General features: G+C 43.7%; 19 protein-coding genes, 1 tRNA gene and 2 pseudogenes. 20 read left to right on the top strand and 2 right to left on the bottom strand.

Going from position 1 to position 25,622, the window contains the following annotated elements; all coding sequences use genetic code 11:
- Nucleotides 1-53: 53 nt before the first annotated feature.
- The 11 genes and pseudogenes from C1721_RS16550 to C1721_RS15280 all read left to right on the top strand — a co-directional run.
- Nucleotides 54-365, top strand: a pseudogene (locus tag C1721_RS16550) (hypothetical protein); the annotation flags it as partial.
- Between the two features lie 90 nt (nucleotides 366-455).
- Nucleotides 456-1,496, top strand: a complete 1,041-nt coding sequence (locus C1721_RS15325) for a DUF3575 domain-containing protein (RefSeq protein WP_234347526.1) — start codon at nucleotides 456-458, stop codon at nucleotides 1,494-1,496.
- A 6-nt stretch (nucleotides 1,497-1,502) separates the two neighbouring features.
- The gene (locus tag C1721_RS15320) at nucleotides 1,503-2,519 is read left to right on the top strand and encodes a DUF6562 domain-containing protein (RefSeq protein ID WP_102409052.1); all 1,017 of its coding nucleotides are present in this window, start codon (nucleotides 1,503-1,505) and stop codon (nucleotides 2,517-2,519) included.
- Nucleotides 2,520-2,557: 38 nt separating this feature from the next.
- Nucleotides 2,558-4,150 carry a DUF6562 domain-containing protein gene (locus C1721_RS15315; protein ID WP_159063602.1) on the top strand — a complete coding sequence of 531 codons (1,593 nt, stop codon included), beginning with the start codon at nucleotides 2,558-2,560 and terminating at the stop codon, nucleotides 4,148-4,150.
- 342 nt (nucleotides 4,151-4,492) lie between these two features.
- The gene (locus C1721_RS15310) at nucleotides 4,493-5,353 is read left to right on the top strand and encodes a helix-turn-helix domain-containing protein (RefSeq protein WP_102409050.1); all 861 of its coding nucleotides are present in this window, start codon (nucleotides 4,493-4,495) and stop codon (nucleotides 5,351-5,353) included.
- Nucleotides 5,354-5,377: 24 nt separating this feature from the next.
- A pseudogene (locus C1721_RS16360) lies at nucleotides 5,378-5,464 on the top strand (RteC domain-containing protein); the annotation flags it as partial.
- A 76-nt stretch (nucleotides 5,465-5,540) separates the two neighbouring features.
- Nucleotides 5,541-6,599, top strand: a complete 1,059-nt coding sequence (locus tag C1721_RS15300) for a PDDEXK nuclease domain-containing protein (RefSeq protein ID WP_102409049.1) — start codon at nucleotides 5,541-5,543, stop codon at nucleotides 6,597-6,599.
- Nucleotides 6,596-7,165 (top strand): hypothetical protein, encoded by a 570-nt coding sequence (locus C1721_RS15295; protein WP_102409048.1) that lies wholly within the window; start codon nucleotides 6,596-6,598, stop codon nucleotides 7,163-7,165. The genes C1721_RS15300 and C1721_RS15295 overlap by 4 nt, the downstream gene beginning before the upstream one ends.
- A gap of 166 nt (nucleotides 7,166-7,331) precedes the next feature.
- Nucleotides 7,332-7,526 (top strand): hypothetical protein, encoded by a 195-nt coding sequence (locus tag C1721_RS15290; RefSeq protein ID WP_159063601.1) that lies wholly within the window; start codon nucleotides 7,332-7,334, stop codon nucleotides 7,524-7,526.
- A 299-nt stretch (nucleotides 7,527-7,825) separates the two neighbouring features.
- Nucleotides 7,826-7,900 (top strand) — tRNA-Pro (locus C1721_RS15285).
- A gap of 127 nt (nucleotides 7,901-8,027) precedes the next feature.
- Nucleotides 8,028-9,287, top strand: coding sequence for a Gfo/Idh/MocA family oxidoreductase (locus C1721_RS15280; protein WP_102409046.1), 1,260 nt, complete (start codon nucleotides 8,028-8,030; stop codon nucleotides 9,285-9,287).
- A gap of 120 nt (nucleotides 9,288-9,407) precedes the next feature.
- Here C1721_RS15280 and C1721_RS15275 read toward each other — a convergent pair whose 3' ends face one another.
- The gene (locus tag C1721_RS15275; RefSeq protein ID WP_102409045.1) at nucleotides 9,408-10,454 is read right to left on the bottom strand and encodes a DUF4434 domain-containing protein; all 1,047 of its coding nucleotides are present in this window, start codon (nucleotides 10,452-10,454) and stop codon (nucleotides 9,408-9,410) included.
- A 321-nt stretch (nucleotides 10,455-10,775) separates the two neighbouring features.
- On the opposite strand from C1721_RS15275, the gene C1721_RS15270 reads away from it, so the two are divergent.
- Entirely contained in the window at nucleotides 10,776-11,657 is an 882-nt protein-coding gene (locus C1721_RS15270) for a PIG-L deacetylase family protein (protein WP_102409044.1), read from the top strand.
- A 37-nt stretch (nucleotides 11,658-11,694) separates the two neighbouring features.
- Here the strand turns inward: C1721_RS15270 and C1721_RS15265 are convergent, their stop codons facing one another.
- Nucleotides 11,695-12,198 (bottom strand): hypothetical protein, encoded by a 504-nt coding sequence (locus C1721_RS15265; RefSeq protein ID WP_102409043.1) that lies wholly within the window; start codon nucleotides 12,196-12,198, stop codon nucleotides 11,695-11,697.
- A gap of 249 nt (nucleotides 12,199-12,447) precedes the next feature.
- Here C1721_RS15265 and aspS point away from each other — a divergent pair, with 249 nt between their 5' ends.
- The 8 genes from aspS to C1721_RS15225 all read left to right on the top strand — a co-directional run bounded on the left by aspS (nucleotide 12,448) and on the right by C1721_RS15225 (nucleotide 25,484).
- The gene (aspS, locus tag C1721_RS15260) at nucleotides 12,448-14,205 is read left to right on the top strand and encodes an aspartate--tRNA ligase (protein ID WP_102409042.1); all 1,758 of its coding nucleotides are present in this window, start codon (nucleotides 12,448-12,450) and stop codon (nucleotides 14,203-14,205) included.
- 92 nt (nucleotides 14,206-14,297) lie between these two features.
- Nucleotides 14,298-15,395 (top strand): Nif3-like dinuclear metal center hexameric protein, encoded by a 1,098-nt coding sequence (locus tag C1721_RS15255; protein WP_102409041.1) that lies wholly within the window; start codon nucleotides 14,298-14,300, stop codon nucleotides 15,393-15,395.
- 1 nt (nucleotide 15,396) lies between these two features.
- Complete coding sequence (locus C1721_RS15250) at nucleotides 15,397-16,161, top strand: zinc ribbon domain-containing protein (protein ID WP_102409040.1); 765 nt, start codon at nucleotides 15,397-15,399, stop codon at nucleotides 16,159-16,161.
- A 90-nt stretch (nucleotides 16,162-16,251) separates the two neighbouring features.
- Entirely contained in the window at nucleotides 16,252-17,574 is a 1,323-nt protein-coding gene (gene tilS, locus C1721_RS15245) for a tRNA lysidine(34) synthetase TilS (protein WP_102409039.1), read from the top strand.
- Between the two features lie 193 nt (nucleotides 17,575-17,767).
- Entirely contained in the window at nucleotides 17,768-19,753 is a 1,986-nt protein-coding gene (gene rho, locus C1721_RS15240; RefSeq protein ID WP_102409038.1) for a transcription termination factor Rho, read from the top strand.
- 197 nt (nucleotides 19,754-19,950) lie between these two features.
- The gene (locus C1721_RS15235; protein ID WP_102408619.1) at nucleotides 19,951-20,631 is read left to right on the top strand and encodes an ABC transporter ATP-binding protein; all 681 of its coding nucleotides are present in this window, start codon (nucleotides 19,951-19,953) and stop codon (nucleotides 20,629-20,631) included.
- A 12-nt stretch (nucleotides 20,632-20,643) separates the two neighbouring features.
- On the top strand, nucleotides 20,644-22,977 hold the full coding sequence (locus tag C1721_RS15230; RefSeq protein ID WP_102409037.1) for an ABC transporter permease: 2,334 nt from the start codon (nucleotides 20,644-20,646) through the stop codon (nucleotides 22,975-22,977).
- Between the two features lie 146 nt (nucleotides 22,978-23,123).
- Nucleotides 23,124-25,484, top strand: a complete 2,361-nt coding sequence (locus tag C1721_RS15225) for an ABC transporter permease (protein ID WP_102409036.1) — start codon at nucleotides 23,124-23,126, stop codon at nucleotides 25,482-25,484.
- The last annotated feature ends 138 nt before the right edge of the window (nucleotides 25,485-25,622 follow it).

The raw sequence follows: 25,622 nt of genomic DNA, 5'->3' as shown, positions 1-25,622 counted from the left end.
TTTCCTCGTCTGTCTGCTCTTGGGCGGCGTGTCCGGTTTTGCTCGCGGGGCGTATGCCGCGCCGACCCGAGACGTGCAAGTTGCGGCTGCCGCGGGACAACAGGCGGAGCAGGAACAGCCGTCGGAGCAGGAACAGCAGGGCCAGCCGGTGGACAGCGTGCGGACGCTCTTTTCCGGCACTCTTTATTTTTCACCCAATAACGGCGACTGGATCGAGAGGTCGGAATACGCGACTGTGGGTCGCTTCCTGCGTGCCGCGCAAGCGCATCCCGAAACCGAAATCCGGCTCACGGGATGGGCGGACACCACGGGAACGGCGGCGGCACCTTTCCGCAAAGCGTGCCGCCGCCGTCGGGCGCTATCTGGTGCGCAAGGGCATTGCCTCGGCACGCATCCGCACCGAGGGACGCGGGGAAGATGCGACGCTTCCGCCCGACCGGGCACGGCGGGTCGAGATGACGGCGTTCGTGGCGAACGGACCGTCGATCGGGAATGCGGCGGCGACCCCACATAACACCGAAACGTCGGCAGCGCCTACAGAAAGCACCGAAACGCCGACCGCTTCGGCGCAGGCTGGCGGTGCAAAAATCCCCCCCCCGCAAAATGCGGAACCATCTATTACTAAGGGCGTAACCGCGCCGCAGAGCGAACCGGGCGAACATACCGCGCCGCCGATTTCCGGCGACACACCCCACGCGACGATCCCCGCCGCGCCGTCTTCCATTGTCCCTGCTCCCGATTCCGCCGCTGTCCGCACGGGGCAGGATGCGGAAAATGCACCGCATTCGGCGGAGCTGCCGACGGCAGAAAACACGCAGCCGGATACGGCGCGCCTTGCCCGTCGGCCGCAGGATTTCGCCCCGGAAACCGCTCCCGTGTCTTCGGCGGAACCCGCCGCCGCAACTTCGACGGAAACCGCCACCCCTGCCGACACTTCCGCTTCCATTCCCGTTTCGCAGCCGTCCGCGCTGACCGATGCAAGTCGATCCCAATCCCCCGGCCGTTACCTCGGCGTAAAGACCAACCTCGCGGCATGGGCAGGCACGATTATGAACGTGGCGGTGGACGTGCAGGTCGGCCGCCATTGGTCGGTGGAGCTTCCCGTGCTGTGGTGCCCATGGTACATCAGCGACAATCACGCCATCAAGACCTTTACCATCCAGCCCGAAGCCCGCTATTGGCTCCGACGGCCCGGCGCAGGGCATTTCTTCGGCGTCCATGCCCATGTGGGGTGGTTCAACGTGCGCTGGAACCGCGACCGCTATCAGGACGCGGGGCGTCCGCTTTTGGGCGCAGGCATCAGCTACGGTTATCTGTTGCCGTTCAATGAGCATTGGGCGGGCGAATTCACCCTCGGCGCAGGCTATGCCAACCTGCGCTATGACACCTTCTATAATAGGAACAACGGCGCCCGCATCGACACCCGCACCAAGAACTATTGGGGCATCACGCGCGTGGGCATCTCCGTGGTCTATCGGTTTAACCTTAAAAAGTAACGGCTTATGAAACAGAAATACGGCATAAATCTGCTTATCCTGCTGCTGACAATAGGTTTTGTCGGCTGCGTGCACGACGATCCCGACGACGGGGGCATCGACCCCACGCTGGTGGAGGTGGAAACCCAAGTGACGCTCGACCTTTCGCTGGTTCCCTTGCAAATTGCCACCCAGAACGCCCGCAGCGGAACCACGCGGGCCGACGACGGCTACCGCCGCCGCTTCATCATCGAGGCATGGCGCGACGGCAAGCCGGACGCCCGGCAGGTGACCGTGATGGAGGATGGCGAAGATGACGGCGACGGGAAAATCACGCTCCCCATCCGTCTGAAACTGCACGCCGTGGAATACACTCTTGCCGTATGGACGGATTATGTGGCGGCAGGCACGGAAACCGACCTCTATTATAATACGGAGGACTTGCAATATGTAGCCTGCACCGACCCATACACGGGCAGCACCGACTACCGCGATTGCCTCTACGGAACTACCGCCCTCGACCTGCGGCAATACCGTGACGAATGGAACGCCAAGGTTCAGATAAAAGTGGATATGGTGCGTCCATTGGCGAAGTACGAAGTGATAGCTACGGACGTGAAAGACTTCTTCCGTAAGACAAAGAAACAGCGTGCCGATGATGAAACATTCACTATCACGTTCTCCTATGGCTTCTACCTGCCCACGGTGTTCAACGTCCTCGCGGGAAAGCCTGCCGATTCGCGCACGGGCGTCACGTACACCACTCCGCTCACCGTCCCCGATGATGGCACGGAAGAATGTCTTATCGGCTCGGACTTCGTGTTTGTGAACGGTGCGGAATCGTTCGTCAGCCTCTCGATGGAGATACGCGACAGCGGCGGCAACGTCATCAGCCGCACCACGGGGCTGGAAGTACCCTACCGGCGGGGACACCTCACCACCGTCCGTGCCCGCTTCCTCACCAACGAGATGCAGGGCGGCGTGGATATCGACGACGAATTTGAAGGAGATATAGACATAGACCTCGACGGTCTGCTACATTGATAAAACGAGTGAATTACCAATAATAAATTACCAAGCACATGAAAAAGTATCATCTTTACCTTTGGATTATCGCCCTCGTGGGGCTGATGACCTCGTGCAGCCAGGACGAAACCGACGCGCTGCAAACCGCTAACGAAAGTAACCGCGTGACCCTCACCGCCGCGCTGCCCGCCGACTTCGTGCAGCCGCAGCCCCAGAGCCGCGCCCTGCCCACAGCTCCGTCCGACTACAAACTCCGCTGCATCCTCGAAATATGGGACACGGAGGCGACACCCGCGCTCAAAGTGCGGAAGGAAATTTGCCCCGCTGCCAGCGCTACCCAAATCGACTTCTCGTTCGAGCTGTCAACCACCGGAACATACAAGGCGCTGCTCTGGGCGGATTATATCAACGAAAACTATACGCTATCATCCACCGAGATAGCCGGATTAAGCGATGTAGAACATTATAAGGATGAGTTCTACATAACTAAAAACGGACTGAAAGCGGTGGAAGCTGGCGTTTCCATCCCATCTCTTCCCGATGCATGGGATGCGTTCTATGCCAGCGCAGAGTTCACCAAAGCCTCCACGGCGCTGGCCATTCCCAAGGTCACGCTCACCCGTCCGCTTATGAAACTGACCTTCGCGGAAAAGAATGCGGAGCGTTTCGCTTCCTGCTCTAAGGTTAATGTAACATTTGACCGCCCCTCCAAGTTCGACGTTGCTACAGGCACCGTTACCGCAACAAAAAGTAGTGGTATAAGCGCGGGTAATGGCTGGCTCAACAATGGCACCGACATCACCATCGGCGGCCAGACGTGCAAAACACTGATTTGCCTCTACCTGTTCGCCGGAGCCACGGACGGCACGATGGGCGACATCAAGCTCGCATTCACCGCCACGGACAACACCAAGACGCTGCCCACCGTCACCATCCCCGCCGGAATCCCCGTCAAGCGTAACCACCGCATCAATGCCGCCGGAAACCTCATCGGCGAACCGGGGTCCGATGCCGTCACCATGACCGTGGACATCAACAGCGACTGGGCGAAGCCGGACGAAGAGATAGATATGAATCCCCTCAAAGTAGGCAACTACTATTACGCCGACGGCACATGGTCTACCGTCCTCGATGCGAACAAGACCTGCATCGGCATCGTGTTCACTGTCAATGCCGACGGGAAGAGCGGAAAGATTGTGTCGCTGGATGAAACGAATCTGAAATGGAGTACAGTTAACAAGGAAACCGGAATCAGCAACACATCTGATGGTGCTGCGAATATGACAGCGGTACAAGCCTGGATTGCCAGTGATGCCAATACAGATAATAATACTCTCGCCGATTTTCCGGCCTTCAATTGGTGTATTAATAAAAACGATGGTAGCCGGACGTGGTATCTTCCTGCAGTGGAAGAACTGAAAATCTTGGCACAAAATGCAGATAATGTGAATACGGCGTTGACTACTCTCAACAAGACTACTTTAGACACTAATGAAGAAAAAGGTTATTATTGGTCTTCCCATGAAGGTAATTCAAGTAAACAAAACTATGCCAAGTCTCTTATATTTAAGGCAAACAATGGAGCATCAGTTGAAGTAGTAGCGGAGAAAAAAACTGAGTATAAAGTTCGCGCCATATCCGTTTTTTAACCGGATATCTGACGCACGGGGACGGGGGTTGTGCGTCACGCCGCCCGTCCCTGCGCCCGCACCATAACGCCCCAAGCCGCCGGGGGATGCAGCCAGCGGCACACTGTGCGGGTTACGGTAACGGAGACGCACGGGGACAGAGTTACCCGTTTACCCTGTCCCGCCCCGCATCCCGTCTCCGTCGCATATACGCCCCAAGCCGGAACCGATTTTCGGCAAACAGCTATTCGGACAGCCATGCGTCAATGTCCGGGTGTCATCACGGCACTTCCCCGCCTCGCAACGGGGAATAGCGCAAACAAGAAACGAAACAAGATGATTCAGCAGAAAATAAGATAGCGTATGCCTCACGTTGATAAACACAAACCTCCGTTCTGCGACGAGTTTCCCGCCGACTGCTCTTTTGAAAGAAAAAGCTATCCGGCGGGTGCGACCGTAAATAACGAGGATACGCATATCAACTACCTTATTTTCTGCCAATCGGGACATGCGCGGATTACCAGCACGCTGTTCCACGACGAAATCCTCTGCGCCGGAGAGGTGATGTTCGTTCCCCGCGGGAGCGAATGCAGCGGCACGGCTTTGAGCGACGTCACCCTGCTGGTGCATAAATTCAACAACACGGTCTGCCGGGCGGAGAAATGTATTCTCTCCTATCTCTACTCGCACAAGCTGCCGGATTCCAAAGTCTATTGCTGCAAGCTGACCGCCCCGACCTCCATGCGGGTGCTGATGGACACCGTGGCTACGTACATCACGGACGAAACGCACGATTCCGACCTCTGGAAACTGAAACACAAGGAGCTGATCTGGGTGTTCACCCGCTACTTCGCGGCGGAAGAGTTGCGCATCTTCTTCCACCCGATGACAGACGAGCAAGTGCCGTTCCGCAGCCTTGTGCTGACCCACTACCGCAAGGCGGAATTTACCGACCGTCTGGCGGAGATGTGCGGCTACGGGCTGCACAATTTCCGCAAGATATTCAAAAAGGAGTTCGGAATGTCGCCATACCGATGGCTGATGATGAAACGGGCGGAAAACATCAAATACAAACTGTCGCAAACCTATATCCCTTTCGCGGACATCATAGATGAGTTCAACTTCTCCTCGGCGGCGCATTTCAGCAATTTCTGCAAGCGTTTCTTGGGCGACACGCCGAGCAATGTCAGGAAAGCACTAACCGAAAATCAGACAGCCGAATAGAGCGTATCACTATTTGCAAGTATAAGCCAAACGTATTTTCTCGACAAGCTGCGCGAGCGGCTGAACCTGCGGATGCAGCGGGACGATGCGAAAGAGGATGCGAGGCGGTAAGACTGCGAATAAACGGAAGGACACCGATTGTTCTTCCGTTTTTTATATACCTTTGTATATAAATCGTTTGTTTACAATGGAAAAAGAGAATGCAACATCTTTATATAATTCCGATTTTATTCAGGAAATCAAGCAGATTGTAACGCAAGCCCGCCAGAAAGCCTATGCCGCCATCAATTCGGCAATGGTCGAAGCCTATTGGCAGATGGGTAAGCGTGTCGTCGAGCAGGAACAGCTCGGAAAAGAACGTGCCGACTACGGTACGCAGTTATTAAAATCTCTGTCTAAAGAATTAACGGCAGAATTCGGCAAGGGCTTTTCTGTCAATTCATTATACTATTACAGGCAATTTTATCTTGCCTTTCCCGAAAAACTCCCTACACTGTGGGGAATATTGACATGGTCGCACTACAAGCGTCTATTGAGCGTTCCCAACGCCGATGCCCGCGCATGGTATCTGAAAGAAGCTGCCGAACAGATGTGGAGCTACCGCACGCTCGACCGCAACATCGGCTCACAATATTACGAACGGTTGCTGCTCTCGCAGCATAAAGATGCGGTGAAGTCCGAAATGGTCGCCCTGACAAAACCGTTCGAGCAAGACCGTATGGAGTTCATCAAAAACCCGACCGTCGCGGAGTTTATCGGTTTGACGCCCAACAGCGACTTTTCGGAAAACGAGTTGGAGGGTGCTATCATCGGTAACCTGCAAAAATTTCTGCTCGAATTGGGCAAGGGTTTCTCGTTTGTCGCCCGGCAGAAATTGATCCGCACCGAGAAGAACGATTATTTTATCGACCTTGTATTTTACAATTATATCTTAAAATCGTTCGTGTTGATTGACCTCAAAACGACGACCATCACGCATCAGGACGTGGGACAGATGGATATGTACGTGCGCATGTATGACGAACGGGTACGCGGCGAGGGCGACAACCCGACCATTGGCATCGTCCTCTGTTCGGAAACGGACGAGGACATCGCCCGTTACTCCGTCCTGCACGACAACGACCGTCTGTTCGCTTCGAAATACATGCTTTATATGCCGACCGAGGAAGAACTGCGCAAAGAGATCGAACGACAAAAGGAGTTCTATCGGTTGCAACATGAACAGTGTATAGAATCAAAGAAATGAATACAAAGGGTAACACTAATCTATTTTGCGATATAGTTATTCAAAGATCGAAAGAACATTCTCTCGCACTTGATCTTTTATTGCAGCAAGAATTATATGGACAAGTAATGTCTATATTGAGACAGGAGTTAGATTCGATGGTAAGAGTTATGTTTTTATTATCTCTTAACGATTTGAATCTTCGGAACCATTTTATATGTCAAACGTTAGATGGAATCAAATGGTCTTATCCTGACTCCAAGAGAGTTATAACCGACAAGCAAATGGTGGATTTAGCAGGTGAACTCAATGGGTGGGCTTTTTGTGTTTATAAATTGGGATGTGCATTTATCCATCTTTCTGCAATGACGTATTACAAAAACAGTAATCCATTTTTGCTTTTGCCTATTACTGAAAGGAATGATATTAAAAGATTCTTGAACCAATACCATCATTTCCCACCAGAAAAAGAACTTAATTTAGAAAACGTTATCCCGTACCTTGATAAAGTATTTAACAAAGTGTCAAGTAATTTAGCCTACCACATAGAGGAATTGCGTGAAAGTAAATTTTTAGAGAAATATTAAGTTTCCATATAAGGGCAGAATCTTCTGCAACCGCCGTTATTTTTATTGTACTTATTTATGTTGCAACAGGTGCGCCAATGCTGGATTGTTCTTAATTCGGTACAGTTCGAAGGCGACGAACCACTCCGCCGTAACGCTCGGTCTGACCAAGAGAAACGATGCGGTGGTGCTTAATTTGGTCGGCAACCTCGCCAAAGCGTTTCGACATCTGGACTGGTTGGATTACGACCAAGCCGGACGGAGGAGCCTGCGTACCCGATACAAGGAAAAAGCCGTAGATTGTTCGGGTGTCTATGCCGGAGGCAAAGACCCGAACGAGCATTTGCAAATGAAATTGAATAAGAATGCAACGAACAAATAAAAGCGGAGATTCCTTCAATAGTGTTCTAATCTGCTTTTTTCTTGTGTATATTCAAATTGTTTTTTATATTTGCATAGAGTTATTTGAAAGATATGCAAAGCACGGCAATACAGAGCAATTGCACTTTCGCCAAAGCATAACCCACCTAATTTCAAAGCCATAATCTATGGCTCGTCTTCAATAACTTATCTCTAATCTGCATTTTTTTTATAAAAAAGTTGTCCAAGGTTTGGAGATTAAAAAATAAAGCCTACCTTTGCACCGCAATCAGAAATAAACAACGTCCCTGATTTGCAAAACGGGGTGTAGCGCAGTCCGGTTAGCGCACCTGCTTTGGGAGCAGGGGGTCCCAGGTTCGAATCCTGGTACCCCGACATAGAAGATCAGATAGCTGTTATTAGCTGTCTGATTTTTTTTATACCCTCAGGTTTTCGATGTAATTTCTTTTTATTTTGTAAATTTGTAACCGGTTTAGAACAATGTGCCTTTTATCAATAATGTATGAAAACGAATAGAAGAGAATTTCTCAAGACTCTTGGAGGGGTGGCTGCTTTTACCATTGTGCCACGTCATGTGTTAGGAAGGGGTTTTATTGCCCCAAGTGATCAATTAACAAAAGGAATTATAGGAACAGGAGGCATGGGGTGTGGCCATGTAAACTATGCGGGGACACGTTTGGTTGCTGTTTGTGATGTAGACAAAAACCACTTGGAGCAGGGTAGGCGGCTGGTGAATGAAAAGATAGCGGCTTATCATGATTTCCGTGATTTGATTTTAGATCCGAATGTAGACATAGTCCATATTGCTACCCCGCCTCATTGGCATGGAATTATGTCTGTTGAAGCGGCGAAGGCGGGAAAAGATATCTGGTGTGAAAAGCCGATGACCCGTACCATTGGAGAAGGAAAACGGGTTATGGAAACCATAAAGCAGAATGGACGTATGTTTAGGTTAAATACGATATACCGTTTTGCCGATTCAATGTTCTATGGACTAGGCACACCTGCAAAACCGTTGAAGAAGTTGATTCAAAGCGGTATGCTGGGTTGGCCATTGAAGGTAACCATTAGTAAACACACCGGCTTCGATTGGAAATTCTTCTGGGTAGGGAAAGAATATCTCGAACCGCAACCAATACCAAAGGAACTGGATTACGACTTCTGGCTGGGGCCGGCTCCATATAAGCCATATAATGCTCATCGCGTACATCAGACTTTTCGCGGCTATTGGGATTATGATGGAGGGGGTCTGGGAGATATGGGGCAGCATTATATTGATCCTGTTCAATATCTTTTGGGTAAAGATGAAACCAGTCCTGTGAAGGTGGAGGTAGATGCTCCGCAGCAACACCCTGATGCAGTAGGTGTATGGCGTTCTATCACTTATACATATGATGATGGTTGTCAGATCGTACTTTGGGGTGAAGATTTCGGTGATCCTAATACACCTTATGTATCAGGCCCGAAAGGCAACGTGTATAAGAATTTTGTATGTGATATTCCGAATTGGGAGAAGAAGCTGGCCGATTATCCTGAGCCGGAACCTCAGGTGACAGACTTTCTGGAAAGTGTGAAGACCCGTCAACCATTTGCGTTGAACGAGCGAAATGGTTTTCGTTCGGCGACAATTGTCAACTTGGGAACAATTGCTCTCCGCTTGAACCGTACTTTGAATTTTGATCCCGTAAAACTGGAGTTTATTGACGATGAGGCCGCAAATCGCCTGATCGATCAGCCGATGCGTGCTCCGTGGAATATCTGATCCTTTTGAATAATACTTGAAATATTTTAGCTATCACAGAAAGGATATTCCGGCTGTGATAGCTTTTTTTATTTATTTGCTGAGAAGTGTTAGTCGGTGGAAGCAACCCGAAAAGATTAATTACCGCTGAGATTTCAGCCAGGCTGCATAATCAGAATAAAACTTATCAGCTTTAGGTTGTCCTAATGTTGCAATCGAGCCGGGTTTGCTCATAAATCCGCTATATTGATAAATCAATATCTTTTCGACGAAAGGAGAAACATCTTCCATTTGCACTAAAAGGCGGTCGAATGTAGAAGGAATTGCCGGACTAGTATAGACAGGCCCTTCAAAATCAAAAATTTCCAGATCCGCCCAGATTTTTGCACGCCCCGCTTTGTTATGAGCTTTAGACAAAGCTTCAAAATACTTACCTACCTCTCCTGCTTTTGATTTTTGTACGCCAACTTCATCTTGGTAAGCGATAATATCCACATCCAGTTTTTCCAATCGTTTTGCATAATAATCGTCAGCTTTTACAGTACGTGTTCCGTAAGGAGCAATCATTGTCTTACAATTTGGAGTCAACTCATGAGCCAGTCTGGAATTATCATTTACATAACCTATTGTAATATCATCCATTGTCTCAACAAGGTTTGATTCGTTTGGATAATACCAGCCGTAAAAACTCTTATGATGGGAGTATTTTTCGGCAACCTCTTCCATGCCCTTAGCACGTAAGGCTGCAATTTCTTTGCCTGTCATCATTTTACCCAATTCGCGGGGATCTCCCCAATAATCGTTGCTGACAAAGAATTTTAGCCCAAATTCATCAGCGGCGCTAAGGACTGTTTCCAATGGATCGGGAGAAGCCAAATCATACCTGGGTTGCAATTTGGAAGGATAAAAAGTTTTTCCATCATCGGCAACTGAAAGTAATACGAGATATTCCATACCTAAGTCGCGGATATCTTTTATCATTGCCCGCCACTGTTCATCAGTGTATTTATAAAGAATAGGGTTCCAATACTTTGCAGCAGCATGAGAATGATGTAGAAACTCGAACCAGGAGCCGGCAACCGGTTTTATATTCGGGTTTTGTTTGTACTTTGATGCTATCAAGTCGTTCGGTATCAATGCTGCAGTGGCAGCTAGTCCTGTTAATTGTAGAAATTTACGTCTATCCATAATTAGTATTAAATATAAAATGTCTCCAGATTAATAAATTAAGTTGTTAATTATATATTTATGCTGCAAAAATAATAATTAAAAGACTATCTTATTTGACTTAATTTATAAATAATGGTGATTTGAAGAAGTATTTTGATAATAAATAGTGAAAAATTGAAGAATAAATAAATGTTTTTCTTTAATTAGTATTGTTTTTTGTATTTTTGTGCGAGTACGAAATAAAAAGACTCTATTATTCATAAAATTGATTTTAACTATAGAATCAGTGTGATTTTTTATAATAAGTTTGTTGATGTAAGATTAAAATTTTTGCTAAGTATGAAAAAGCTGTTTGTAGGTACTATCTTTTTAGTCATGGTATCGTTGTTCTCTTGTCTGTGTGCAGGTGAGCCAATCCGTGTTATTGTGTTTGGGGCTCATCCGGACGATTGTGATGTGAATGCTGGAGGGACGGCTGCATTGTTTGCGCAAATGGGGCATAAGGTAAAGTTCGTTTCTTTGACGAATGGTGATAAAGGACACCATCAGATGCAGCCGGAAGCCTTAGCTGCCAGAAGAAAAAAGGAAATGCAAGAAGCCGGACGCAGTTTAGGTATCGTATATGAAAATTTGGATAATCATGATGGAGAATTAATGGCTACTTTGGAAAACAGGAAAAAGGTAATCCGTATGATCTGTGACTGGAAGGCTGATGTTGTAATTACCCATCGTCCGAATGATTATCACCCGGATCATCGGTATACATCAACAATCGTACAAGATGCAGCTTATATGATTTCTGTTCCGTTAATGGTTCCGGGAGGTGAACCTTTGTTAAAAGCTCCAGTGTTTTTATATATGCAGGATAGTTTCCTAAAACCAAATCCTTTTTCTCCAGATATCGTAATTGATATAACTCCTGTGGTAGAAAAGAAATTAGATGCTATTTGTGCTCATGAATCACAGGTATATGAATGGTTGCCATGGAATGGAGGTTATGAAAATGACGTGCCTGCTGACGCGCCGGGTAAAAGAAAATTGTCGGCTGATCATTTTTTGTGGCAGAAGATGTCTGATAGATATACAGAGCCGGCGTTAAAGTGGTATTCTCCGGAACAGATTAAATCTATAACTTATTTTGAAGCTTTTGAAGTTTGTGAATATGGAAATGTACCGGACAGAGAAAAAATATTACAATTGTTTCCTATGTTACCGAGGTAATGTTGAGATAATTATATGCCGAAACACGACAACCGAATTAAAATCCATAGGCACAATGAATGCCTAGCATAAAATGGTTGTCGTGTTTTGTCCAAGAGAAATCTATGGCCGGCCCTAAATGGAAGTGCTCTAAATGAATTAAGTTGTAAACTAATTCGAAGTGCGTGGAGAATTGAACTTTCTTTGTATGTTCATGTTCTTCGTTATGCTCATGTTTATGATTGAAGAAAGTAATACCCGGCATTATAGCTATGTTCAATTTATCAAATAACTCATATTTTCCTCCTGCACTAAGAGTCCAATGTGAACCATGTGATGAAACCTGTTCTATGCTGCCACCTAATGCCCATGGACTATGGTTGCCTAATGTCCTGAAATAATGCGCATGTACACCAAATCCCCATTCATGATGAGATGAAGAATAGGTTGCTCCGGGACTTATGCCTATTTCATTTCTGGCGTGGGCATGGTTATGTTCCTGTGAAAATGCATTGAAAGGAATCATTATTATGAAAATGAATATGGATAATATGATTTTCATTGTTTGTTTGTTTATGAGTAAATAACAGTAAAAAACATAATCAGGTTCAAAACTTCTTATCCGGACTTTAATATAAAGTATTAAATGTTCGTTCGAAATTAATAATAAGCAATGAATAATAATATTATTATAATGTATATCTTTGCAGCTGCCGTTTGCTCTTTATATGGTTTGCTTGCGGTAGGAGAGGTTATTTATTATCAGGTAACCTGTTTAGTATGTATTCAAAATTAAATAGATAAATCAAAGATGTACAGGACGAGAACTTGTGGCGACTTGCGTCTGGCCGATGAAGGACTTATTGTTACTTTAGCCGGATGGGTACAGAAAACCCGTAAAATGGGCGGTATGACTTTTGTGGATATTCGTGACCGTTACGGCATAACTCAGTTGGTATTTAATCAGGAAGTAGATGCTTCTCTTTGTGAAAAAGCGAATAAACTGGGACGCGAATATGTTATCCAGGTAACAGGAACAGTAAGGGAACGTTCCAGTAAGAATGCTCATATACCTACGGGTGATATTGAATTGATTGTTTCAAAGTTAACTGTTTTGAATTCTGCAATTACTCCTCCGTTTACTATTGAAGATGAAACAGATGGAGGTGATGACTTACGCATGAAATACCGTTATCTGGATTTACGCCGTAATGTAGTGCGTGCTAATCTGGAACTTCGTCACAAGATGGCTTTTGAAGTACGTAATTATTTAGATAAGCAAGGTTTCCTTGAAGTGGAAACGCCGGTTCTTGTTAATTCAACGCCGGAAGGCGCACGTGACTTTGTTGTTCCTTCCCGTATGAATCCGGGACAGTTTTATGCACTTCCCCAATCTCCGCAAACGTTGAAACAATTATTGATGGTTTCCGGTTTCGACCGCTATTTCCAGATCGTAAAATGTTTCCGTGACGAAGATTTGCGTGCGGACCGTCAGCCGGAGTTTACACAGATTGACTGTGAAATGAGCTTCGTTGAGCAAGAAGATATAATTACCACTTTTGAAGGGATGGCAAAGCATCTGTTCAAAGTCATTCGTGACATTACCATAAAAGAACCGTTTCAGCGTATGACTTGGCATGATGCCATGAAATATTATGGAAGTGACAAACCCGATTTGCGTTTCGGTATGAAATTTGTCGAGTTGATGGATGTAATGAAAGGATATGGCTTTTCTGTATTTGATAATGCCGCTTATATTGGAGGTATTTGCGCAGAAGGAGCAGCTTCATATACGCGCAAACAATTAGACCAGTTAACGGAGTTTGTAAAACGTTCTCAGATAGGAGCGAAAGGTTTGGTCTATGCCCGTGTGGAAGCAGACGGGAATGTTAAGTCGAGCGTTGATAAATTCTATCCTCAGGAAACGTTGCAGGAAATGAAGAATGCATTCGGAGCGAAACCGGGTGATTTAATATTGATACTTTCAGGTGACGATGCCATGAAAACCCGTAAACAACTTTGTGAATTGCGTCTTGAAATGGGTAATCAACTGGGATTACGTGATAAGAATAAATTTGCTTGTTTGTGGGTGATCGACTTTCCATTGTTTGAATGGAACGAGGAGGATCAGCGTTTTTATGCAATGCACCATCCGTTTACTTCTCCTAAACCGGAAGACATTCCATTGCTGGATACAGATCCGGGAGCTGTTCGTGCCAGTGCTTACGATATGGTTATCAATGGCGTTGAAGTGGGTGGAGGTTCTATCCGTATTCATGACAGTCAATTACAGGATAAAATGTTTAGATTACTTGGATTTACGGAAGAAAGAGCTCAGGAACAGTTTGGCTTCCTGATGAATGCCTTTAAATACGGTGCTCCTCCTCATGGAGGATTGGCTTACGGTTTGGATCGTTGGGTTTCGTTGTTCGCAGGATTGGATTCTATCCGCGATTGTATTGCGTTCCCGAAAAATAATTCCGGTCGTGATGTTATGCTGGATGCACCTTCGGTTATTGACGATTCACAGTTGGAAGAACTGTGTTTGCAAGTAAATATAAAGGAATAATGTGTTAATTGGATAATGTGCCAATTAGCCAATGAAAGAGTCTTTCTCCGATTGGCACATTGGCATATTGACGAATTAATAAATTATTGATTATGGTAAAGGTTAAGGATATAATAAAAGAAATAGAGCATTATGCTCCGCTACCATTGCAGGAAAGTTTCGATAATGCAGGTGTGCAGGTTGGCGATGTAAACCAACCGGCTACCGGTGCTTTGCTTTGTCTGGATGTTACGGAAGAAGTCATAGACGAAGCAATAGAATCTGAGTGTAATTTGATTATTTCACATCATCCTTTAGCCTTTAAACCTTTTAAGTCGCTTACTGGTTCTACCTACATAGAGCGATGTATGATAAAAGCTTGCAAATATGATCTTGTTATTTATGCTGCCCACACAAATCTGGATAATGCAGTGGGAGGCGTTAATTACAGGTTGGCTGAAATGATAGGATTGCAAAATGTCAGGATTCTTAGCCCGCAGCAAAAGGCTTTGTTGAAGCTCGTTACTTTTGTTCCTGAAGCTTATGCGGATATTGTAAGGAATACTTTGTTTAATGCAGGAGCAGGAAGTATAGGTAATTACGATTCATGCAGTTATAATCTGAAAGGCGAAGGAACTTTCCGGGCAAACGAAGGTTGCAATCCGTTTTGTGGTGAGGTAGGAGAATTGCATGTAGAGCCCGAAGTGCGTATAGAAACTATTTTGCCGGCTTACCGGAAATCCAGTGTGATGCGGGCATTATTGTCCGTTCATCCGTATGAAGAACCTGCTTTTGATTTTTATCCTTTAGAGAACTCATGGGCTCAGGCCGGCTCCGGTGTGGTTGGCGAATTACCGGAAAGCGAGAATGAACTAAGTTTCTTGCAACGGATAAAAGATATTTTCCACGTAGGATGTATCAAACATTCTCCGTTTACGGGAAAAATGATTCGCGAAGTTGCTATCTGTGGTGGAAGCGGGGCATTTCTTGTAAATGAGGCAATTCGTTATGGAGCGGATATTTTTATTACAGGCGAAGCTAAGTATAATGACTTCTACGATGTGGAAGATCGCATTCTGCTCGCTGTGATAGGACATTATGAATCCGAAGTCTGTACAAAAGACATCTTTTATAATATAATATCGAAAAAATTTCCTACATTTGCGGTGCATTTATCGAGTGTTAATTCAAACCCAGTAAAATATTTATAGAATGGCTACAGATAAACAATCAGCTGAAAAAGAATATACAGTTGAAGAAAAGCTTTCTGCACTGTATCAACTTCAGACGATGATGACTGAAATTGATAAAATTAAGACGCTTCGTGGCGAGCTTCCTTTGGAAGTGCAAGACTTGGAAGATGAGATAGCAGGTCTGGAAACCCGTCTTCAGAATTATCAGTCAGATATTAAAGATTTTGAGACTTCTGTTGTAGAACAAAAGAATAAAATCTCTGACTCAACCAGCCTGATTGAGAAATATAAGTCACAGTTGGATAACGTTCGTAACAACCGTGAGTTTGACAATCTTTCAAAAGAAATTGAATTCCAAGGTTTGGAAATCGAGTTCTCAGAAAAAAAGATTCGTGAATTTAGTGAAGCAATAACTTTAAAGAAAGAAGAAATTGCCGGTCTTTCTGAGAAACTGGAAGGCCGTAAAGCTGATTTAGTTCAGAAGAAAGGCGAATTGGAACAGATCGTTTCTGAAACAAAACAAGACGAAGAAAAACTTCGTGAAAAAGCGAAGAAACTCGAAGCTGCTATTGAACCTCGCTTACTTACTGCGTTTAAACGTATTCGTAAAGGGGCTCGTAATGGTTTGGCTGTCGTTTATATCCAGCGCGATGCTTGTGGTGGTTGCTTTAATAAGATTCCGCCTCAGAAACAAATGGATATTAAACTTCGTAAGAAAATTATTGTTTGTGAATATTGCGGACGTATTATGATTGACCCTGAATTGGCAGGCGTAGAAGAATAATTACGTTCTATATACGATATTGAATTCCCCTCTTGAATGCGGACTTTAAAGTTTGTGGTTCAAGAGGGGATTTGGTTATTACCGTATTTTATGATAAGCACCATACGTACATATATAGAAAAATACCAATTGCTTATTGATAATGATAAGCCTGTTTTGGTTGGTTTGAGTGGCGGAGCGGACTCTGTTGCTTTGCTGGCTGCACTTGTACGTCTGGATTATTCTTGTATCGCCGTTCATTGTAACTTTCATTTGAGAGGTGATGAATCACTCAGGGATGAGCATTTTGCCGAAGAATTTGCCCGCTCGTTACATGTCCCTTTTTATAAAGTAGATTTCGATACGATTGCATATGCGGAAGAAAAGCATCTTTCCATAGAGATGGCTGCACGGGAGTTGCGCTATAAATGGTTTGAAGATATGAGATGCAAACTGGATGCACAAGCTATTGCCGTAGCTCATCATCGAGACGATAGTGTTGAAACTTTACTGATGAATCTGGTACGTGGAACAGGTATAAGAGGTATGCGGGGGATTCGTCCGAAAAACGGTTATATAGTCCGTCCTTTATTGCCGGTAAACAGGGACGATATTCTTGCATGGTTATCTGAGCAGCATTATTCGTATGTTACGGATAGCTCGAACCTGTCTGATGTTTATACGCGAAACTTTATTCGTTTAAAGGTGCTTCCTTTATTAGAGGAAATAAATCCTTCCGTAAGAAATACGATAGCCAGAACCGCGGAACATTTATCGGCTGTTGAAACCATATATATAAATGTAATAAATGAAGCTCGCAGAGATGTAATGGTGGGAGAGCAGCGTTTGTCTATTAATGCTCTACTTCGATATCCTGCTCCGGAGACAATATTATATGAATTATTGAAACCGTTCAATTTTACCCGGTTAGTTACGGATGACCTGTTTTTGTCATTACGCCATGAATCAGGTAAATCTTTTTATTCATCTACTCATCGTTTGATAAAAGACCGGGATTATTTGCTTCTTGCTCCATTACAAAAAGAAGAAACGTTTCAATATATGATAGAAGAGGGAAACGTTGAATGCCATATACCGATTGAACTATCTTTCCGTAAAATTGTTTTAAGTAATGAATTCCAAATAGAAAAAGATAAGAATATAGCTTATTTTGATTATGATAAACTTACATTTCCCCTTGTGTTACGTAAATGGCAGGCAGGAGATTGGTTTATACCATTTGGAATGACTGGCCGAAAAAAGCTGAGTGATTATTTCTCCGATCATAAATATAGTCTTTTTGATAAGGAACAAACGTGGTTACTGTGTAGTGGTAATGATGTTATTTGGTTGGTTGGAGAGCGATCCGATAATCGTTTTCGTATAGATAAAACAACGAAACAGGCTTTGATCGTAAAATTTTTTACAGAATAAAGTAGAATCTATAAAAATGTTCTTACATTTGCAAAGATTTACTCCGCAGATGTGTTACTAATGATTCGGTTAGATAAACAATCCGGTTTTTACATGAAAAATTATTATTTCACTAATTAAGATACAATGAAAGCGTTGTGCACGCATTTATTTATGGCTGTGCGTGTGACGTTTATATTATTCACTTCTCAATATGCAAAAATATAACATTTTAGAACTAAATGAAAAACTTCTTCCTGAACTTCAAAGTATAGCGGAAGAGTTAGGTATTAAAAAAGTAAGCAGCTTGAAAAAGGAGGAACTTGTATATAGAATCCTTGATGAACAAGCTATCTCATATGCTGGTATACAAGCAGAGAAAGAAGCTAAGAAAGCTGAAAAACAAACCCGTACTAAGAAAGCTCCTAAACCGGCAAAACCGGCAAAGACTTCAAAAGTTGTAAAGGCTGAGACAAATGCTGAAACTAAACAAGAACCTATTTCTGAAAAAACAGTAGAAGAAACCAAACAAGTAGTAGAAAAGAAAGAACAACCCGAACGTAAAAAGAGAGTTCGAATTGAAAAGAAAGAAAAAGTAGCAGGTGCTGCTGCTCCTGTACTCCCGACTGAGGACGTTGTTGTAGAGAAAGTTACAGAAACTCTTCCTGTAGTAGAAGAAGCCCCGGTGGTGAAAGTAAATAAAAAGAAAGAAAAACCTTTATTACCGCCAGTGATGCCGGAAGTGGTTGAAGAAGTAAAATTGCCGGAAGCAACAACCGTTGAAGATGTTGTGGAAACAACACAAGCACCGGCTTCCAATCATACAGAAGATGAGCCAAAACGTGTTGTATTCCGTCATCCGGATGCAAATTCCGTGCTTGATCAGATTTTCCCTTTCTCTCCTTCACATCCTAAATCTGAAAATACAAACCGTCCGGTACAAAACGAACAAAATACACCTTCTCAAAATAACAATAACAACAATAATAAGAATAATCGTCAGAATAATAACTATAATAATCAGCGTAATAATAACAATAATAACCAACAGCAAGAGAAACAATATGAGTTTGACGGTATCCTGACCGGAACCGGCGTATTGGAAATGATGCAGGACGGTTATGGTTTCCTACGTTCTTCTGATTATAATTATCTGACATCTCCTGATGATATATATGTATCACAGTCACAGATTAAGCTGTTTGGCCTAAAGACCGGTGATGTAGTGGAAGGCGCTATTCGTCCTCCGAAGGAAGGGGAGAAATATTTCCCGTTGGTGAAGGTTGATAAGATTAACGGACGCGGACCGGAAGAAGTTCGTGACCGTGTTCCTTTTGATCACCTGACTCCGTTATTCCCGGATGAAAAGTTTATGCTTACTGCTCGTCGTGCACCTAAAGTGTATGATAATATCGCAGTCCGTGTAGTCGATTTATTTTCTCCGATAGGAAAAGGACAGCGTGGTTTAATCGTAGCCCAACCGAAGACCGGTAAAACAATGTTACTTAAAGACATTGCTAATGCTATTGCCGCCAATCATCCGGAAGTATATATGATTATCCTTTTGATTGATGAGCGTCCTGAAGAAGTAACAGATATGGCTCGTAGTGTAGATGCCGAAGTTATTGCTTCTACTTTTGATGAACCGGCAGAACGCCATGTGAAGATTGCCGAAATTGTTTTGAACAAAGCAAAACGTATGGTAGAATGCGGTCATGATGTCGTTATTTTATTAGACTCAATTACTCGTCTGGCCCGTGCTTATAACACGGTTCAGCCTGCATCCGGTAAGGTTCTTTCAGGAGGTGTGGATGCAAATGCTTTGCAGAAGCCCAAACGTTTCTTTGGTGCGGCTCGTAATATCGAGCATGGAGGCAGTCTTACAATTCTGGCAACAGCTCTTACGGAAACCGGTTCAAAGATGGATGACGTAATCTTTGAAGAATTTAAAGGTACAGGTAATATGGAGTTACAGTTGGATCGTAAGTTATCTAATAAACGTATATATCCGGCTGTTGATATTACGGCTTCAAGTACGCGTCGTGACGACTTGCTGCAAGACGATAGTACTTTGAATAGAATGTGGGTTTTGCGCAAATACTTGTCTGATATGAATTCTGTTGAAGCGATGGAATTTGTTAAGCAACGTATGGAACAAACTTCTGATAATATGGAATTCCTTGCTTCAATGAACGGTTAAGTAAGGATCTGTTCCCGAAATGTAGGGAAAGTAAACAAGAGTGTCCAATAATTAGACAACAGTGTCTAATTATTGGACACTCTTGTTTGTTAATATATGATTTAATGCTTTGATAAATAATAAGTTGTTGTTTTTGGCATACTATTTGAATATTCATTTGTAATTATAAATGTAAATATAAATAAACAAATACGATTATGATCAAGATTGAAGGATTGAGTAAGTTTTTCCGCACAGAGGAAGTAGAAACAATTGCATTGAATAAAGTATCATTGGAAGTAAAGGACGGCGAGTTTGTTGCAATCATGGGACCTTCCGGTTGCGGTAAGTCAACATTATTGAATATCCTTGGTTTGTTGGATAATCCTTCTGAGGGTAATTACTACTTGGGAGAACTGGAAGTAGGCCATTTAAAAGAGAAAGAACGTACTCAGGTACGTAAAGGGAATATCGGCTTCGTTTTCCAGAGTTTTAACTTGATTGACGAACTGAATGTGTTCGAGAACGTAGAACTGCCGTTGACTTACCTAAAGATAAAAGCTGCCGAACGTAAGCAAATGGTAACGGACATCCTGAAACGAATGAACATCAGTCACCGTGCGGCTCACTTTCCTCAGCAGTTGTCCGGCGGTCAGCAGCAGCGTGTGGCCATAGCCCGTGCCGTTGTATCTAACCCGAAGATAATCCTAGCCGATGAGCCTACAGGTAATTTGGATTCAAAGAACGGAGCAGAAGTTATGCAATTATTGACGGAATTGAATAAGGAAGGCACAACCATTGTAATGGTAACCCACTCCAAGCATGACGCCAGTTTTGCACATCGTGTTATTAACTTGTTCGACGGTAGTATCGTTTCGTCTGTCAGTGAGTTTATTTAAAACAAAACCCGTATGAAAACAATTCTACGAAATCTCCTTGGGGTATTAAGGCGCTTCAAGTTCGCTGCTTTATTAAATATGCTGGGACTTTCTGTCGCTTTTACCGCCTTTATGGTGATTATGATGCAATGGTACTATGACCAAAGCTTCGATACCAGCCATCCTCAGGGTGATTGCATATTTCGCGTGGAGAATGCTTATGAAGGAGGAGCAGGTGTTGTTATTTGCCGTCCCCTTAGTGATGCTTTTGCCCAATCATCTCCACACATCAAAGCATTAGCCTTATGTAATCCGTGGATGGGTGAGATTTTCTTCACCGTTAATGATGCCAATGGCGTAAAGTCTTATAAAGAACCCATTGTAATGACATATCCGTCCATTACCCAAGTCTTCCATTTTGACATGGTAGAGGGAAGCGATGATGTTTTGCAAGCACCGGATAAAATATTGATTCCTGAAAGCATTGCCCGGAAATTGTTTGGTAACGAATCTGCCTTAAATAAACTATTAAAGACCGATTTCCAGACATTGACCGTAGGCGGCGTCTATAAAGATTTTCCTAAAAACACATCATTAAACAACCCTATTTACCTGCAAATGGGAGATGAGAACCTGCATGCGTGGGAGAATTGGAATTATACGTGTTATGTTCGTCTGGATAAACCCGAAAGCAGAGAAGGTTTGTTTGCTAATTTCAAGAAGAATTTTACAGCTACAGGAGAAGGTGCGTCTCTGGAAGGCCGTGAACTTCGTTTAACTCCGATCAAAGATTTGCACTTTGTTACCGATACTACATACGATCATACTCCGAAGGCCAGCAAGCAGGCATTGCTTGTTTTGTTTGCCATCGCAATTGTTATAGTTATTATTGCCGGCATTAACTTTACAAACTTTAGTACGGCTCTTACTCCTATGCGTATTAAAAGTATTAATACGCAAAAAGTACTGGGCAGCGAAGAAAAAATGATCCGTTTGTCGTTGATTGCCGAAGCGGTTATCATCAGCTTGCTTTCTTTTGTCTGCTCTTTAGGCCTTCTTTATTCATTACAATATTCTTTTTTGGCTTCTTTGGTGGATGCCGATTTGTCTATATCCGTGCATCCGGTGTTGATCTCTATTACAGCGGTATTGGCTCTGCTTACCGGTTTGCTGGCCGGATTATATCCTTCTTATTATATGACGTCGTTTCCTCCTGCCTTAGTATTAAAGGGTAGTTTTGGTTTATCGCCGACAGGGAGGCAGTTGCGAAATGTCCTTATAAGCATTCAGTTTATCGCTTCGTTTTCCTTAGTCATAGGCTCTTTGTTTATGTATTTGCAAAATTATTATATGCAACATACGCCGTTGGGATATGAGAAAGATGAAATTATCGTAACGAATCTAAGTAAGGAGATAAAAGACAGCCAGGAGGCTTTTGCCAACCAGTTGAAGTCATATTCAGGCATTACGGCTGTTGCGTTTGCCGAACCTCTTCTGTCAAGTTCCGATCAGTATATGGGTTGGGGGCGTTCGTATCGTGATAAAGAAATCAACTTCCAATGCCTGCCGGTAGATTACCAGTTCCTTGAAGTAATGGGCGTGGAGATTAAAGAAGGACGAAATTTCCGCGAAGAAGATAAAAACACCCAGGAAGGAGTTTATATCTTTAACCAGAAAGCAAAGGAAAGTTATGACCTTGCGATAGGAGAGCGGATTGAAGGTGCTGAGATTATAGGCTTTATGCCGGATGTAAAGTTCGCATCTTTCCGTACCGAAGTTTCTCCTATGGCTTTCTTCGTATGGGGAACCCGAAATTGGGGGACGAAGGCTAACTTTGCGTATATTAAAGTTAGTAAAGGCGTGGATTTAGGCGATGCGATGCAACATGTGAGGGCTACTCTTAAATCGATGGACCCGGAATATCCGTTTAATATTCGTTTTTTCAATGAAGTATTGAACAGCCTTTATGAAAAAGAATTGAACTTGAGTTCCCTTATTACACTCTTTAGCCTGATTGCTATTTTTATCTCTATGGTAGGCGTGTTTGGCTTGGTAGTGTTCGACAGTGAATACCGGAAAAAAGAGATAGGCGTACGTAAAGTATTAGGTTCTACTACCGGTCAGATTATTGTGATGTTTAATAAATCATACGTCCGGATTTTGATAATATGTTTTGTTCTGGCAGCTCCTATTGCCGGATATTCGATATCCCGTTGGTTGGAGAATTTTGCATATAAAGTCCCGATGTATTGGTGGGTATACGCTGTCGCTTTTGTGCTGATATCGTTTATTACTGTAGTTACGGTAACCTTTCAGAATTGGCGGGCGGCTAACGAGAATCCGGTAAACAGCATCAAGAGTGAATAAAAAGAGAAAAGTTCCATTTTGTTCCACCGGCGTGAAACTTTTGTTCCACCGGCGTGAAACTTTTGTTCCACCAGCATGAAACACTTGTTCCGTCGGCATGAAACATTTGTTCCATCAGCATGAAACAAAATAAAAAATAAATATAGATGAAAACGATCATACGTAACTTTCTAAGTGTGTTAAGGCGGTTTAAGATGGCAACCGTGTTGAATGTCGCCGGACTAGCGGTTGCTTTTGCCGCCTTTATCGTCATATTTGTACAAGTAAATTTTGAGCGTAATTTTGATAAATGCCATCCTACGGCAGATCGGGTTTTTCGGGTGGATTTGAGTGAAGCAGGGGCTTTTTCCACTATTTTACCTCGTGCCTTTATTGAAGATGTTATTCATTCTTCTCCTCATATTGAGGCGGGTTCACTTATAAACCCTTTTCTTGCGCCGGTTTATTTCTCGGTAATGGAGAATGGTGAAAAGAGAGGTTTCCGGGAGACAATGCAAACATGCCATCCGGATATAACCCGCCTGTTTGATTTTCCTATTATCGAAGGAACGGCCGATTGTTTGAATGAACCCGAAAAGGTGATTATTCCTCAGAGCCTGGCTCATAAATTATTCGGGAACGAACCGGCTGTAGGAAAGGCGATTCGTGCGGAAGAATACGTTTGGTCTAAGGAACGTCAGGATTTTGTAGTAGGGGCGGTTTATCGTGATTTTCCGGGCAACACGCAGTTGAGGAATGTTATCTATTCTGCCATAGATGCTCAATATTCGCTAACGAATTACCAATCCAGTAATTATGTTTGTTATGTGCTGCTGGATAATGTATTGTCGGCTCAGAATGTGACGGATAATTTTAATAAGCATTTCGATTTTTCAAAGATAGATCGTTCGGACCAAAAGATTAAACTGGTTCCACTTACTGATATTTATTATCTGAATGAAGACCATGACGGGAATATTTTCCGAAGCGGAAATACAGAGGCTACAATGCTTTTGTTTTGGATCGCGTTGCTTGTTATTATTGTGGCTGCTATTAATTTCACTAATTTCAGTACGGCGCTTACTCCATTGCGTATTAAGAGTATCAATACACAAAAGGTTTTGGGAAGTTCCGACCGTATATTGCGCGGTTCTTTGCTGGTGGAAGCAATTGTTATATGTATGGTGAGTTGGTCTATCAGCCTTTTTATCGTGTGGACACTGAATGAAACGGCCTCATTACCTTTTATAGAGGCTGATCTCAGTATATCAGACAATCTTCCGGTTATTTTCCTATCGGCATTGGTTGCTCTGCTAACAGGCATTATAGCAGGGCTGTATCCTGCTTTCTATATAACTTCTTTTCCTCCGGCATTGGTGCTAAAGGGAAGTTTCGGACTTTCTCCTTCCGGACGCAAATTGCGTACAGCATTGATAAGTATCCAGTTTGTTGTTTCTATTATGTTGATTATTGGCGCCAGCTTTATGCGTTTGCAAAATAATTATATGCGCGGCTTTTCATTGGGCTTCGATAAAGACCAGATTGCAATCGTAGAATTGGGTGGACAGTTATATAAGGAACACCGTGATACGTATATAAGTCGTCTGAAAGAATATCCGGGTATTGAGGATGTAGCTTTCTCTATGCAGAAGCTGGGGTCTAGAGACGGATACAGTACGAATGGGGGCGAATATAAGCAAAAGCAGTTCCAATATTTCTTATTGCCGGTTTCTTATAACTTCCTTTCTACAATGGGAATACAGGTAACCGGAGGTCGTAACTTCCAGCGTTCGGATGCGCAATCTAAAGATTTGACATATGTATTTAATGAAGCTGCCCGTAGAGATATGAATATGGATGCGGGAGATTTATTTGGCAGCTGGGGAGACCGCGTAGGACATATTATTGGCTTTTCGGAGAATGTCAAGTTTACTTCGCTTCGCCAAGGTGAGGAAAATATTGGTTTTGTAGTAACAGACGATGTTTCTCTGCCTATTTCTTATATACGCCTGAAAGCCGGAACAGATGTGCATGCTGCGGTGGAACATATTCGTAAAACGCTTGCGGACATCGATTCCTCTTTCCCTTTCGATATAGAGTTTTATGATACGGTATTTAATAATCTGTACCATCGGGAAGAGAATTTGAGAAGTATGATTACGATGTTTAGCTTATTGGCAATCATTATTTCTTTGGTAGGTGTATTTGGATTGGTTGTGTTTGAAACACAATATCGCCGGAAAGAAATAGGTATTCGTAAAGTACATGGCGCAACGGTGGGAGAAATATTAGCGATGTTTAATAAAACGTATTTCCGTATCGTAGCCATTTGTTTTGTGCTGGCAGCTCCGGTTGCGTGGTATGGCGTAAAGACGTGGCTTGAAAATTTTGCTTACAAGACTCCTCTGTATTGGTGGGTTTTTGCCGTTGCATTCTTAATTGTAACGATTGTAACAATGGCTACAGTCACTTTCCAGAACTGGAAGGCGGCAAATGCCGATCCGGTTGACAGCCTGAAAAATGAATAAAAGGTTTTTATCTTCGTGACGAAGGCTTATTTCTTGTTATACTGTAGCTTTCCGTTGAATATCGCTGTGTTTAATGAGAAATATCAAACTAATTATGTATTACATGCTCTTCTTTATTGATTTTTTAGAAAAAAGGAG

This window comes from Parabacteroides bouchesdurhonensis (assembly GCF_900186615.1).
Lineage (GTDB): Bacteria > Bacteroidota > Bacteroidia > Bacteroidales > Tannerellaceae > Parabacteroides > Parabacteroides bouchesdurhonensis.
This window is presented reverse-complemented; position numbering and strand designations above follow the sequence as displayed.